This is a genomic window from Streptomyces sp. SX-6, assembly GCF_059089585.1.
Genome location: NZ_JBTHHU010000001.1, coordinates 39,203 through 51,445, shown reverse-complemented (window position 1 = coordinate 51,445; position 12,243 = coordinate 39,203). Strand labels below are relative to the sequence as shown.

Genomic DNA, 12,243 nt, shown 5'->3' with positions numbered 1-12,243 from the left:
CGCGGCCTCAGCGTAGTGCCGTCCCGGTGCCGGTGGCCCTGAGGACGAGCCCTTCGGCGCCGATGAGATCGGAGGTGACGAGGGCCTGCTCGGCGTGGACATCGGTCATGTAGACGAACGGCGGGATCACGGGTGGCGCGGGCAGGCCGTCGGGGGAGAAGGTGACGCAGAGGAGCCCCTCGATGCAGCCGCGGAACTCCTTGAGATAGAGCGTCACGTCGCCCGTGAGGTCCAACTTGCGTGCGCCCAGGTCGAGTTCGTTCCCGCCGTCGTGTGTCCTCAGCCGGTAGTCGCTGAGCGAGGCCGCGCTCATCCTCAGGACGAGCACCTTCAGCGGGCCCCTGGCCGTGGGGATCCGGCCGATGCCGGCCAGCGAGAAGCCGTGGGGTGCGAAGCGCGACGCCGTGACGGTGGGCGGTACGGCCGCGGCGTGCACGTCACCGGCGCGTCCGGCCGCCTCCGCACGGCCCGCTGTCGGTCCGTTCACCGCGGCGAGCAGGGCGAGCGGCAGCACGACGGAGAGCGTCCGGTCGCCCCTGGGCGTCCAGCCGAACCCCATCGCGCTGCCCGCGATCCCGAGCGCCATGCCGATGAGGAACCCGCCCAGGTTCGTCGCCGCGAAGGAAAGCACCGACAGGATCAGCGCGTTGACGCTGACGTAGTGCCGCGCCGACGGTACGAACCACAGGAACAGCCCCGCGACGACGAGCGCCAGCCCGATCCCGATCGCCGCCAGCCCGCCCAGCCCCAGGCTGACCAGCACCGTCAGCGGTGCCAGCGGGACCGTCACCAGCTCGGTCCCGCCGAGCACGAGCAGCAGCCCGGCCCAGAAGGGCCGGGTCCGCCGCCAGGTACGGAACCGGCGGCGGCCGTCCTTCCTCAGAAGCGCTGCCTTCCTCACAAGCACTGCCTCCCTCAGAAGCACTGCTTGCCGCCCAGGTGCACGTTCAACTTCAGCCCCTTGAGGTGGAAGTTGCCCCCGGTCGCCGACCAGGCGTGCGAGCGCACCCCCGCCACCGTGACGTCCCCGGCCTGGAGGCCGAACCGGCCCGCCTCGCCCTTGGTGCCCGGCACCTGGTCGAGCGTCGAGGCGTCCCGGCCGATCTGTGCGCTGCCGAAGTCGGCGTCCCCGACCAGGTCCTCGCCGTCGATGACGAGACGGCTCGCCGTCACCTCGCCGGCGTCCCCGCCCGCCGTGAGCTTGAACGTCACGTCGCCGAGCGGCGTGGGGACGACCGCCGCCTGGCAGATGTCGCTGAGCCTCGCGTCCCCGATGCCCAGCAGGGCGACCGAGTGCCCCTTGCCGTCCACCGAGTGGTCCGTCTGTACGAACGACGCCAGTCCCTTGCTCGTCAGCCGCCCCGACGACACCTGGAAGTGGGCCCCCGACACCGCGAACGACGCGGCGAGCACCCCCTCCGCCATGGCCGTCGCCATGCCGCCCACCGCGAGCACGGCCGGTAGTGCGACCAGAGCCGTTCTTCTCCAGGCGGTTCTGCCTTCGGGCAGGCTGCTTCCGTTGGACTTTCCGCTCACGGCTTCCTCCCGCAAGAGAGTGCGTGGTCTGCAGTTGCTGCGCGATACTGCTGCGGATATCCGGCAGTTGGAGACTAGGGCCGAATTTGAACAAGAGTCAACAGAGCGGCAGCACGGAGCGAGCACAGGCCCGCCGGGCCGAACTCATCGCGATCGGGCGGAAGTTGTTCGCCGACACCTCCTACGACGCCCTGTCGATGGACGACATAGCCCGCCAGGCGGGAGTCGCGAAGGGGCTCGTCTACTACTACTTCACGAACAAGCGCGGCTACTACCTCGCGGTCATCGAGGACGCGGTGACCGAGCTGATCGCCCGCGCCGTCTCCACGCACGACCTGCCGCCCGTCGAACGCGTCCAGCGCACCGTCGACGGCTACCTGCGCTACGCGCAGCACCACCAGGCGGCGTACCGCACCATCGTCACCGGCGGTGTCGGCTTCGACACGGAGGTGCTCGCGATCCGCGACCGGGCGCGCGAGCAGCTGCTCGCCGCCATCGCCCAGGGGGCATGGGGACGCTCGGACATCCCGCCGATCGCGCGCACGGCACTGATCGGCTGGCTGTCGAGCGTGGAGGGCGTCGCGCTCGACTGGCTGGGCCGCCGGGAACCGGACCGGGAGGCGGTGTGCGCACTGCTGGTACGGGGGCTGGGCGACGCGCTGCGGGCCGTCGAGGAGTACGCGCCGGAGTACCCGGCACCGGTGCGTCAGCCGTAGTCGTGTGCTCACGTCGGGTGAGCTGGAGGGCTTCCCGGCGTGAGGCCGCTCATGAGACGCGCGTCACTTACGATGTCGTGTCGTGGCCCCATTGCGGGGTAAATCGGACATTTTTTGGGGTTGTGGGGGTGGGTTCCACGAGGCGGGGTCGTAGGTCACACCCTTTGTCAGGGGGTTTTCGGGCCGCTAACAATGGCTGAGTCGCAGGGCGCCGTCGGATCGAGACGCGGCGCTTCTTTGGTGCCGGAGTTACTTCCGGCCGCTGCGGCACAAGCGACTGGAAGGTTTCGTTTCCGCTCATGCGTTCCACTCACTCTGGCTATACCCGTCTGACCAAGGTCCACAAGTTCTCCGCTGCCGGTATGGCCGCGGCCGGTGCCGCCGCGGTGGCGTTCGCGGTGGTGGGCGGTGCGGGCTCGGCCCAGGCCGCCACTGTCAAGCCGGTCGCCTGGAACACCAAGACCTTCGCCACGCAGGACCAGGGCGAGCTGTCCCGCCAGGCTGACGCGGATGCCGCCAAGGCCAAGGCCGACGCGCGGGCCGTCAAGGCCGGCAAGGCCGCGGAGAAGGACCGTGCCGCGCAGGCCGCGAGCCGTTCCGAGGCCCGCAAGCCCGTCAAGGCCGCCCCCGTGGCCGCCCCGGCCGCTGCTGCGCCGAAGGCGTACGGCGACAACCTGGACGGCTGGATCAGCCAGGCGCTGGACATCATGAAGGCTAAGGGCATCCCGGGTTCGTACGAGGGTCTGAAGCGCAACATCATGCGTGAGTCGACCGGTAACCCGCAGGCGGTCAACGGCTGGGACGTCAATGCCCAGGCCGGTATCCCGTCGAAGGGTCTGCTGCAGATCATCGACCCGACGTTCAAGGCGTTCCATGTCGAGGGCACGTCCTGGGACATCTACGACCCGGTCGCCAACATCGTGGCCTCCTGCAACTACGCGGCCAAGACCTACGGCTCGATGGACAACGTCAACTCCGCCTACTGACCCGCACCGACCCGCGGACGGACAGTACAAAGGGCGGCACATCCGGAACACCGGATGTGCCGCCCTTTCGCGTACTTGCCCCCTACGGCCCCCTCAAGATCGCTGTCAACCAGTGACGTCCGCCCGCCGATCGGGCATACTCCAACCCGCCACAGCCGCAGGTCACACCATTCCGCGACCCGGCACGTGACCATCGACTGGGCAGTTCCGGTGACGGCGCCGACACCCCTTTGGCCGCCGCCATCCCAGCGCCCGACACGGGAGGAGAGCCGCCGACATGACCGAGCACGGCCCGCAGCCGGTGGAGCGTCAGTTGCCCACCGAGGAAGCCCGCGATCTGATCGCGCTGGTACGCGATCTCGTGGTGAGGGAGATCAGGCCGAAGGCCGCCGAGGAGGAGGCCGAGGGGCACTTCCCGCGGCAACTGTTCACCCTGCTGTCGGAGTCGGGGCTGCTGGCGCTGCCGTACGCCGAGGAGTTCGGGGGCGGCGGCCAGCCGTACGAGGTCTACCTCCAGGTGCTGGAGGAACTGGCCGCCGCGCGGCTGACGGTGGGGCTCGGCGTGAGCGTCCACACCCTCGCCTGCCACGCGCTCGCGGGCTACGGCACCAAGACCCAGCAGGCGGAGCACCTGCCCGCGATGCTCGGCGGCGGACTGCTGGGCGCGTACTGCCTGTCTGAGCCGTCGTCGGGGTCGGACGCGGCGTCGCTGCGCACCCGGGCGACGCGCGAGGGCGACACATGGACCCTCGAGGGCACCAAGGCATGGATCACCCACGGCGGGATCGCCGACTTCTACACCGTGCTGGCGCGTACGGGCGGTGAAGGGCCGCACGGCATCACGGCGTTCCTCGTCCCCGGCGACGCGCCCGGGCTGTCCGCCGCGGCGCCCGAGCGGAAGATGGGGATGAAGGGCTCGCCCACCGCGCAGGTGCACTTCGACGGAGTGCGGGTGCCGAACGCCCGCCTGATCGGCGAGGAGGGGCAGGGCTTCTCGATCGCGCTGTCCGCACTCGACTCCGGGCGGCTCGGCATCGCCGCCTGCGCGATCGGAGTGGCACAGGCGGCCCTGGACGAGGCGCTCGCATTCGTGCGGCAGCGGCGGCAGTTCGGCCATCCGCTCGCCGACTTCCAGGGCCTGCGCTTCATGATCGCGGACATGGGGACACAGATCGAGGCCGGCCGCGCGCTGTACCTGGCGGCGGCCCGACTGCGCGACCAGGGGCTGCCGTTCTCGAAGCAGGCGGCCATGGCCAAGCTGTTCTGCACGGACGCCGGGATGCGGGTGACCACGGACGCCGTGCAGCTCATGGGCGGTTACGGCTACACGGCGGACTTCCCGGCGGAGCGCTATATGCGCGAGGCCAAGGTGCTGCAGATCGTGGAGGGGACGAACCAGATCCAGCGCATGGTCGTCGCCCGGCACCTCGCGGGACCCGAGTCCCGCTGACGCGATCAGCGCGTCAGCTCGGCCAGTTCGGGGATGCGGTCGGCCGCGTCCCCGGCGGGGGCCGCGCTCGCGATGTCCTTGAGCCCGGTCGCCGTGCCGATCGTGACGACCCGGCCGCCGTGTGCGCGAAGCCACCGGCGCGCGGCGGCGACGCCCACCGCCGAGGACGGCTCGAGGAAGACGCCCTGCGCGCCCAGCGCGCGATGCTCCGCCATGAACTCCTCGGCGGGGACGGCGATCGCGGTGCCGTCCGACTGCCACAGGGCGTCCAGGCCCTGCCAGCTGGGGGCTTCCTCGCCGAGCGAGAAGGCGGGGGACGCCCCCTGGACCACGGTCGTCCGCTCCTGCGCCGCCCGGTCCGTGTGCGCGAGGGCGGCGGTGAACGGCGCCGCGGCGGCGGGCTCGGCGACGACCAGCCGGGGCGTACGGGCCAGCAGCCCCGCCGTGCGCAGTTCGCGGAAGCCGCGGGCGATGCCGGAGAGCAGGTCGGCGCGGCTGGTCGGCACGACCACCGCGTCGACGGTGTCGCCGAAGTCGCGGGCGATCTCGTAAGCGACCGACTTGTAGCCCTCGTTGGCGTAGGCGTTGCCGCCCGGGCGCGGGGAGGTGAAGGCGGTCAGCGGGTACCAGCCGAGCCGCTCGACGGCCTCCCGCATCGCCGCGTTCCGCGCGTCGAAGCCGTCCCGTACGACCCGTACCGCGCCCAGCGCGTCGATCTGCGCGCGCAGCGGAGCGGGCACCTTGTCCGTGGTGAACACGACGCAGCGCAGCCCGGCCCGGGCGGCGTAAGCGGCAGCGGCCGCGGCGGCGTTGCCGGACGAGGCGGCGGCCACCGTGTCCGCACCGGAGGCCAGCGCCGCCGCGGCGCCGACGGACATGGCGCGGTCCTTGTGGGAGCCGGTCGGGTTGGCGCCCTCGTACTTCACGAACAGCTCGCCGCAATCCGCCTGCGGCAGCGGGATGTTGGGGGTGGCGCTCTCGCCCAGGGCCACCGGCGGGCCGGGGACGGGGAGGGCGGAGGGCCAGCCCCAGGGGCCGCCCGGGTAGCCGTCGAGCGTGAGCCCGGTCAGGTCGGCGAGCGGCGGCACCGGGTTGGCGCCGATGCCCTCCGCGCGGCAGACGGCACAGCCGGAGAGGTCCTCGGCCACGGTGGTGCAGCGCGGACAGTGCAGAGGCGGCAGGGAAACCGGCATGTCAACTCCTCGGGGCAGCACGGCAGAAGCCCCGAATGTAACAGCCGATAAGGCGTAGGGCCCCGTACGTTAACGGGGCCCGGGTGTCAGGACGAGGAGCGCGTCACTGCACGCGCAGCGGGCGCGAGCCGGGGCCGCCGATGTGCGAGAACGGCTGGGTGCGCCAGTCCAGGCTCTCGGGCAGGGTCAGCAGCAGCGCCGTGTCCAACTCGTGGGCGTCGAGCGACTCGTCGACCGGCTCGGTGAGCTCGACGGAGCAGCCCGAGCCCGGGCAGACCGTGAGGCCGAACGGGTTCCACGGGGACGGGCACAGTGCGTGCTCGGGGAGCGCCTCCTCGTCCGCGAGGAGCGCGATGGGACGCGCGCAGTCCGGGCAGGTGACCCGGAACATCGCGGTGATCTCAGCCATCTCGTCGGTCCCGTACTGGCTGCTGTCGCCCTCGTGGTCGAGGCGTTCCAGGCTGGGCATCGTGTTTCTCCCCCTCGGATGGACCGGCCAGGCGTGCATGTCGGCCTTGGCCACAGCAAGCACTTCCCTCGCGTGCGGCCGGGTAATCGCCCTGCCCGGGGGGACACAGGTGCACACGTGTGGCATTCGTCACGCGTCCCGTGCGCCCGCGGGGGCGCCGACTGTGCCGGGCACGCGCGGACCCAGTAGGTTGATCCGTGTGGAGGAGTTGGACAGAGAGATCGTGGAACTGCTCGTCAAGGACGGGCGGATGAGCTACACCGACCTGGGCAAGGCCACCGGCCTGTCCACATCGGCGGTGCACCAGCGGGTGCGCCGGCTCGAGCAGCGCGGCGTCATCCGCGGCTATGCGGCGGTGGTCGACCCCGAGGCCGTCGGGCTGCCGCTGACCGCGTTCATCTCGGTGAAGCCGTTCGACCCCAGCGCTCCCGACGACATCGCCGACCGGCTGGCGGAGATCCCCGAGATCGAGGCCTGCCACAGTGTGGCGGGTGACGAGAACTACATCCTGAAGGTGCGGGTCGCCACACCTCTGGAGCTGGAGCACCTGCTCGCCCGGATCCGTTCGCTGGCGGGCGTCTCCACCCGGACCACGATCGTGCTCTCCACCCCGTACGAGGCGCGCCCGCCGCGCGTGGGCTAGGGGGTGTCCGATGGGGGCGGCCGCCGGGGCTCCGCGGCCACGGGGGAGACTGACCCCATGAGCGAACCCCGCACCGTGCTGTTGCGCAACGGCACCGTCCACAGCCCGGCCGACCCCTTCGCCACCGCCATGGTCGTCGAGCGCGGCGCCGTCGCCTGGGTCGGCTCCGAGGGCGCGGCCGACTCCTTCGCGGACGGGGTGGACGAGATCGTCGACCTCGGGGGCCGCCTCGTCACCCCCGCGTTCACCGATGCGCATGTGCACACCACCGCCACCGGGCTCGCGCTCACCGGCCTCAGCCTCGCCGGCGCCCGCGACCTCGCCGAGGCGCTCGGCCGCGTGCGGGCGTACGCCGCGGCCCGGCCCGGCGACCGGGTGCTGATCGGCCACGGCTGGGACGCCTCCGCCTGGCCCGAGCAGCGCCCGCCGTCCCGGGCGGAGCTCGACGAGGCCGCCGGCGGCCGCCCGCTCTACCTCACCCGCGTCGACGTCCACTCCGCCGTCGTCACCACCGCCCTGCTCGACCTCGTCCCGGGCGTCACCGGCCTGCGCGGGCACACCCCGGACGGGCCGCTCACCGCCGACGCCCACCACGCCGTGCGCGCCGTCGCGCACGCGGGCATCACCCCCGCGCAGCGCGCCGAGGCGCAGCGCGCCGCGCTCGCTCGCGCGGCCTCGCTCGGCATCGGCTCCGTCCACGAGTGCGCCGGGCCGGTGGTCTCCGGCGCCGACGACCTCACCGCGCTGCTGCGCCTCGCGGCCGAGGAGCCCGGCCCCCGGGTCGTCGGCTACTGGGGCGAGGCGTTCACGTCCGCGAACGAGGCGCAGAAGGTGCGCGAGCTCGGTGCGCACGGCGCGGCGGGCGACCTCTTCGTGGACGGCTCGCTGGGCTCGCACACCGCGTGCCTCCACGAGCCGTACGCCGACGCCGCGCACGGCACCGGCACGGAGTACCTCGACGCGGCTGCCGTCGCCGCGCACGTCGCCGCGTGCACCGAGGCGGGCGTCCAGGCGGGCTTCCACGCCATCGGCGACGCCGCGGTCACCTCGGTCGTCGAGGGCGTGCGCGCCGCCGCGGACCGGCTCGGCCTCGCCCGGGTGCGCGCTGCCCGGCACCGGGTCGAGCACGCCGAGATGCTGACCCCCGAACACGTCGCCGCCTTCGCCGAGTTCGCCCTGACCGCCTCCGTCCAGCCCGCCTTCGACGCGGCGTGGGGCGGCGAGGACGGGATGTACGCCCGGCGGCTGGGCCGCGAGCGGGCCCGCACCCTCAACCCGTACGCCGCCCTGCTGCGCGCGGGCGTACCGCTGGCGCTCGGCTCCGACAGCCCCGTGACCCCGCTCGACCCCTGGGGGACCGTCCGGGCCGCCGCCTTCCACCGCACGCCCGAGCACCGGATCTCGGCGCGCGCCGCCTTCACCGCGCACACGCGCGGCGGCTGGCGGGCGATCGGCCGGGACGACGCCGGTGTCCTGGTGCCGGGAGCACCCGCGGACTACGCCGTGTGGGAGGCCGGGGACCTGGTGGTGCAGGTGCCGGACAACCGGGTCGCCAACTGGTCCACCGACCCGCGCTCGGGGACACCGGGCCTGCCGGACCTCACGCCGGGAGCCCAACTGCCCGTCTGCGTCCGCACGGTGGTGGCGGGGCGCACGATCCACGCCGGGCCGAACGAGTGACGGGGCGGCGGCGCGTACCGCCGATCGGCGTCCCCTCGGCCTGTCGCCCCGTGGCGCCCTCTCCGTACTGACCTGCTGATTTGGCATAACGACGCAGGTCAAGCGGCTGTTGACAGGGTGCGGGCGGCGGCGGGTAGGTTCGGCGAGTCCACCACAGGACGTCCGACCGGGGAACCTCCACGCAGTCGTCGCACGCCGCTGGGCCATGGGGCGGTGCACCGGGAACCGGGCACCGCCACTGGGAGCCAGGTCCAGCGCACGGGGGCGAGGGAAGTTCCGCCGCCGGCAGGTGAGACCCGGGTGGGGCCCGGACGTTCAGTAGACAACGGCTTGGGTAACCGCAGCCAGCGGTTCCGGGGTCGGCCCGAAGGACACCGCGCCCCACCCGCAGTCCTGTCCTGGTGCACCCCGGCAGCGCCCCACGCCGCCCTCGGGGTACGGTCGCCTCTACCACTGCATGACCAGGAAGGCCCCGACCGTGCCCTCGGGTTCCCACACCGCCGCCGAGCCGTCGGCGTCCTCCCCGGCCACCGAGCCCGCGCCGTCCGCGGCCCGGCCCGGCCGTCTGACGCGCCTGGCCGCCCTCGCCCGCCGGGAAGCGCTGCGCACCGGCGTCGCCGCCGTGAGCGGCGTGGTGCTGTCGTTCGCCTTCCCGCCGTACGACCTGTGGCCCCTGTCCCTGGCCGCCGTCGCCGTGCTCAGCCTGCTGACCTACGGCCGCAGCGCCCGCCAGGGCGCCTGGAGCGGTTTCGTCCTCGGGCTGCCGTTCTTCTTCCTGCTGCTGCGCTGGCTGAACGTCGTCGGCTATGACGCGGTGTTCGGGCTCTCCGTGGCGGAGTCGCTGTTCCTCGCCGCGCTCGGCGCCGGGCTCGCCCGCACCTCGCGGCTGCGTGTCTGGCCGTTGTGGGCGGCCTGCCTGTGGGTGACCGAGGAGTGGGCCAGGGACCGGCTGCCGTTCGGCGGCTTCCCCTGGGGGCGGCTCGCCTTCGCGAACACCGCCTCGCCGTTCACGCCGCTGGCCGCGCTCGGCGGCGCCCCGCTGGTCACCTTCGCCGTGGCCCTCGCGGGGGCGCTGCTCGCCTTCGCCGCCGTGGGCCTCGCGCGGCTGCGCGCCGCGGGCGGCGGCAGGAGCCCCCGGGCCGTGCTGCCCGTGCTCGAGACGGCGGCGCTGGCCGTGGCCGTCACCTTCGCCGGGTACGCGGTGCCCGTGCCCACCAAGGCCGACGACACCGTGAACATCGCGGTCGTCCAGGGCGACGTCCAGAAGCCCGGCATGGACTTCCTCGGCCGCCCCATGATGATCCTCAACAACCACGTCAACGCGACCCTCCAGCTGGCCCGGGACATCAAGGCCGGCCGCGCACCCCGGCCCGACCTCGTGATCTGGCCGGAGAACTCCTCCGACCTCGACCCGTTCAAGGACGCCGAGGCGTACGCCCGCATAGACGAGGCCGTCAAGGCGGTCGGGGTCCCCGTCCTCGTCGGCGCGCTCGTCGACCACCCCTCGAAGCCGGGCTACGTCTTCAACGAGGGCATCGTCTGGGACCCGCGGACCGGCCCCGGCGCCTCGTACACCAAGCAGCACCCCGTGCCGTTCGGCGAGTACGTGCCCTTCCGCGACGAGCTGAGCAAGGTCATCTCGCGGCTCCAGCGGGTGCCCCGCGACTTCTACCCCGGCGACCACACCGGCGTGATGCAGGTCGGCCCGGCCCGGCTCGGCGATGTCATCTGCTTCGAGATCGCCTACGACGAGATCGTGCACGAGACGGTGCGGGCCGGGGCCCGGGCGCTCGTCGTGCAGACGAACAACGCGACTTTCGGCCGAAGCGACCAGCCCGAGCAGCAGCTCGCGATGTCCCGGCTGCGTGCCGTCGAGCACGGCCGTGCCGTGGTCACCGCTGCCACCAGCGGCATCAGCGCCGTCGTCGGCCCGGACGGCAAAGTCGAGCAGCGGGCGCCGGAGTTCACCCGCCAGGTCCTCAATGCCCGGATTCCGCTTCGGGACGGCACCACGATGGCCGACCGAGTGGGTGCGGCTCCCGAATGGGTGCTCGCTATCGTGGGGCTTCTGTCCTGCGCGGCCGCGATCCTGCCGGTCCGCCGAGGGCGTCAGGAAACGAAGGGGAACCAGTGAACGACGGTGGTCAGCGGCGATTCGGTCCGCTCGGCACGACCTTGGTGATCATTCCGACCTACAACGAGGCGGAGAACATCGGGCCCATCGTCGCCCGGGTGCGCAAGGCCGTGCCGGAGGCGCACATCCTCGTCGCCGACGACAACAGCCCCGACGGCACCGGCAAGCTCGCGGACGAGCTCGCGGCCGACGACGACCACGTCAAGGTGCTGCACCGCAAGGGCAAGGAAGGCCTGGGCGCCGCCTACCTGGCGGGCTTCCGCTGGGGCCTGGACAACGGCTACGGCGTGCTGGTGGAGATGGACGCCGACGGCTCCCACCAGCCGGAGGAGCTGCCCCGGCTGCTCACCGCGCTCAAGGGCGCCGACCTGGTGCTCGGTTCCCGCTGGGTGCCCGGCGGGCGCGTGGTGAACTGGCCGAAGTCGCGCGAGTTCCTCTCCCGCGGCGGCTCCACCTACTCCCGTCTGATGCTCGACGTGCCCCTGCGCGACGTCACCGGCGGCTACCGGGCCTTCCGCCGGGAGACCCTGGAGGGACTGGGCATGGACGAGGTGGCATCGCAGGGCTACTGCTTCCAGGTCGACCTCGCCTGGCGCGCGGTCAAGGCCGGGTTCCACGTCGTGGAGGTGCCCATCACCTTCGTCGAGCGGGCGCTGGGCGACAGCAAGATGAGCCGCGACATCGTCGCCGAGGCGCTGTGGAGGGTCACCTCCTGGGGCGTCGGCTCCCGGGTGGCCAAGGTGGCCAAGGCCGGCAAGGCGCTGGGCCGGTAAGGGTTCCGGCGCCGTCCAGGCACACTTGAGGCATGACGTTCGGAACGCAGCAGACCGAGAACGCCCGTCCGCCGCAACGGGGCCGTAAGCGCAGGATCATTCCGCTCGCCGTGGCCGTGTGGGCGCTCGTGGAGATCTGGCTGCTGATTCTGGTGGCCGATGCGGCAGGCGGGTTCACCGTGTTCCTGCTGCTGGCCGGCGGGGTGCTGGCCGGCTCGGTCGTGATCAAGCGGGCCGGGCGCCGGGCCTGGCAGAGCCTGGCGCAGTCCCTCCAGTCCGGCGGCGTCGCCCCGGGGAGCACGCCGGACAGCGGCGGCAACGGCCTGACGATGCTCGGCGGGCTGCTGCTGATGCTGCCGGGCCTGCTCTCCGACGCGGCGGGCCTGCTGTGCCTCTTCCCCCCGACGCGGGCGCTGGTGCGCAAGCGCGCGGAGCGCCTGCTGAACCGCCCCGCCGCCGGCCCGCTCGGTGACGCCTTCCGGCAGGCCCGTACGCACACGGCCGACGGCGTGGTGATCCAGGGCGAGGTCGTCCAGGACGACGCGCCGCCCGCGGCACGGCACGACGACCCCCAACTGCCGCGCTGAACCGGGGAGTACGAGCACATAAAGGGCCCGGGGGGGGGGGGGGGGGGGGGGGGGGGGGGGGGGGGGGGGTGGGGGG

General features: G+C 72.9%; 12 protein-coding genes. 8 read left to right on the top strand and 4 right to left on the bottom strand.

Annotated features, from left to right (window positions below; genetic code table 11):
* Nucleotides 1-7: 7 nt before the first annotated feature.
* Nucleotides 8-901: a DUF6114 domain-containing protein gene (locus tag ACV530_RS00220; protein WP_494330094.1), complete on the bottom strand. Its 894-nt coding sequence runs from the start codon at nucleotides 899-901 to the stop codon at nucleotides 8-10.
* 14 nt (nucleotides 902-915) lie between these two features.
* Nucleotides 916-1,536 carry a DUF6230 family protein gene (locus tag ACV530_RS00215; protein ID WP_494330093.1) on the bottom strand — a complete coding sequence of 207 codons (621 nt, stop codon included), beginning with the start codon at nucleotides 1,534-1,536 and terminating at the stop codon, nucleotides 916-918.
* A gap of 86 nt (nucleotides 1,537-1,622) precedes the next feature.
* On the opposite strand from ACV530_RS00215, the gene ACV530_RS00210 reads away from it, so the two are divergent.
* The 3 genes from ACV530_RS00210 (at nucleotide 1,623) to ACV530_RS00200 (ending at nucleotide 4,688) form a co-directional block, all read left to right on the top strand.
* Complete coding sequence (locus tag ACV530_RS00210) at nucleotides 1,623-2,252, top strand: TetR/AcrR family transcriptional regulator (RefSeq protein ID WP_494330092.1); 630 nt, start codon at nucleotides 1,623-1,625, stop codon at nucleotides 2,250-2,252.
* A gap of 299 nt (nucleotides 2,253-2,551) precedes the next feature.
* Complete coding sequence (locus tag ACV530_RS00205) at nucleotides 2,552-3,238, top strand: transglycosylase SLT domain-containing protein (protein ID WP_494330091.1); 687 nt, start codon at nucleotides 2,552-2,554, stop codon at nucleotides 3,236-3,238.
* 277 nt (nucleotides 3,239-3,515) lie between these two features.
* Nucleotides 3,516-4,688 carry an acyl-CoA dehydrogenase family protein gene (locus ACV530_RS00200; RefSeq protein WP_494330090.1) on the top strand — a complete coding sequence of 391 codons (1,173 nt, stop codon included), beginning with the start codon at nucleotides 3,516-3,518 and terminating at the stop codon, nucleotides 4,686-4,688.
* A gap of 5 nt (nucleotides 4,689-4,693) precedes the next feature.
* On the opposite strand, the gene ACV530_RS00195 is transcribed toward ACV530_RS00200, so the two are convergent.
* The gene (locus tag ACV530_RS00195; RefSeq protein WP_494330089.1) at nucleotides 4,694-5,881 is read right to left on the bottom strand and encodes a threonine synthase; all 1,188 of its coding nucleotides are present in this window, start codon (nucleotides 5,879-5,881) and stop codon (nucleotides 4,694-4,696) included.
* 103 nt (nucleotides 5,882-5,984) lie between these two features.
* Entirely contained in the window at nucleotides 5,985-6,350 is a 366-nt protein-coding gene (locus ACV530_RS00190) for a hypothetical protein (RefSeq protein WP_494330088.1), read from the bottom strand.
* Between the two features lie 199 nt (nucleotides 6,351-6,549).
* Here ACV530_RS00190 and ACV530_RS00185 point away from each other — a divergent pair, with 199 nt between their 5' ends.
* The 5 genes from ACV530_RS00185 (at nucleotide 6,550) to fxsA (ending at nucleotide 12,167) form a co-directional block, all read left to right on the top strand.
* The gene (locus ACV530_RS00185; RefSeq protein ID WP_030365423.1) at nucleotides 6,550-6,993 is read left to right on the top strand and encodes an Lrp/AsnC family transcriptional regulator; all 444 of its coding nucleotides are present in this window, start codon (nucleotides 6,550-6,552) and stop codon (nucleotides 6,991-6,993) included.
* A gap of 57 nt (nucleotides 6,994-7,050) precedes the next feature.
* The gene (locus ACV530_RS00180; RefSeq protein ID WP_494330087.1) at nucleotides 7,051-8,673 is read left to right on the top strand and encodes an amidohydrolase; all 1,623 of its coding nucleotides are present in this window, start codon (nucleotides 7,051-7,053) and stop codon (nucleotides 8,671-8,673) included.
* Between the two features lie 457 nt (nucleotides 8,674-9,130).
* Nucleotides 9,131-10,807 carry an apolipoprotein N-acyltransferase gene (gene lnt, locus ACV530_RS00175; protein ID WP_494330086.1) on the top strand — a complete coding sequence of 559 codons (1,677 nt, stop codon included), beginning with the start codon at nucleotides 9,131-9,133 and terminating at the stop codon, nucleotides 10,805-10,807.
* Nucleotides 10,804-11,580 carry a polyprenol monophosphomannose synthase gene (locus tag ACV530_RS00170; protein WP_494330085.1) on the top strand — a complete coding sequence of 259 codons (777 nt, stop codon included), beginning with the start codon at nucleotides 10,804-10,806 and terminating at the stop codon, nucleotides 11,578-11,580. Before lnt ends, ACV530_RS00170 begins: the two co-directional genes overlap by 4 nt.
* A 32-nt stretch (nucleotides 11,581-11,612) precedes the next feature.
* Nucleotides 11,613-12,167 carry an FxsA family membrane protein gene (gene fxsA, locus ACV530_RS00165; protein WP_494330084.1) on the top strand — a complete coding sequence of 185 codons (555 nt, stop codon included), beginning with the start codon at nucleotides 11,613-11,615 and terminating at the stop codon, nucleotides 12,165-12,167.
* Nucleotides 12,168-12,243 lie beyond the last annotated feature (76 nt).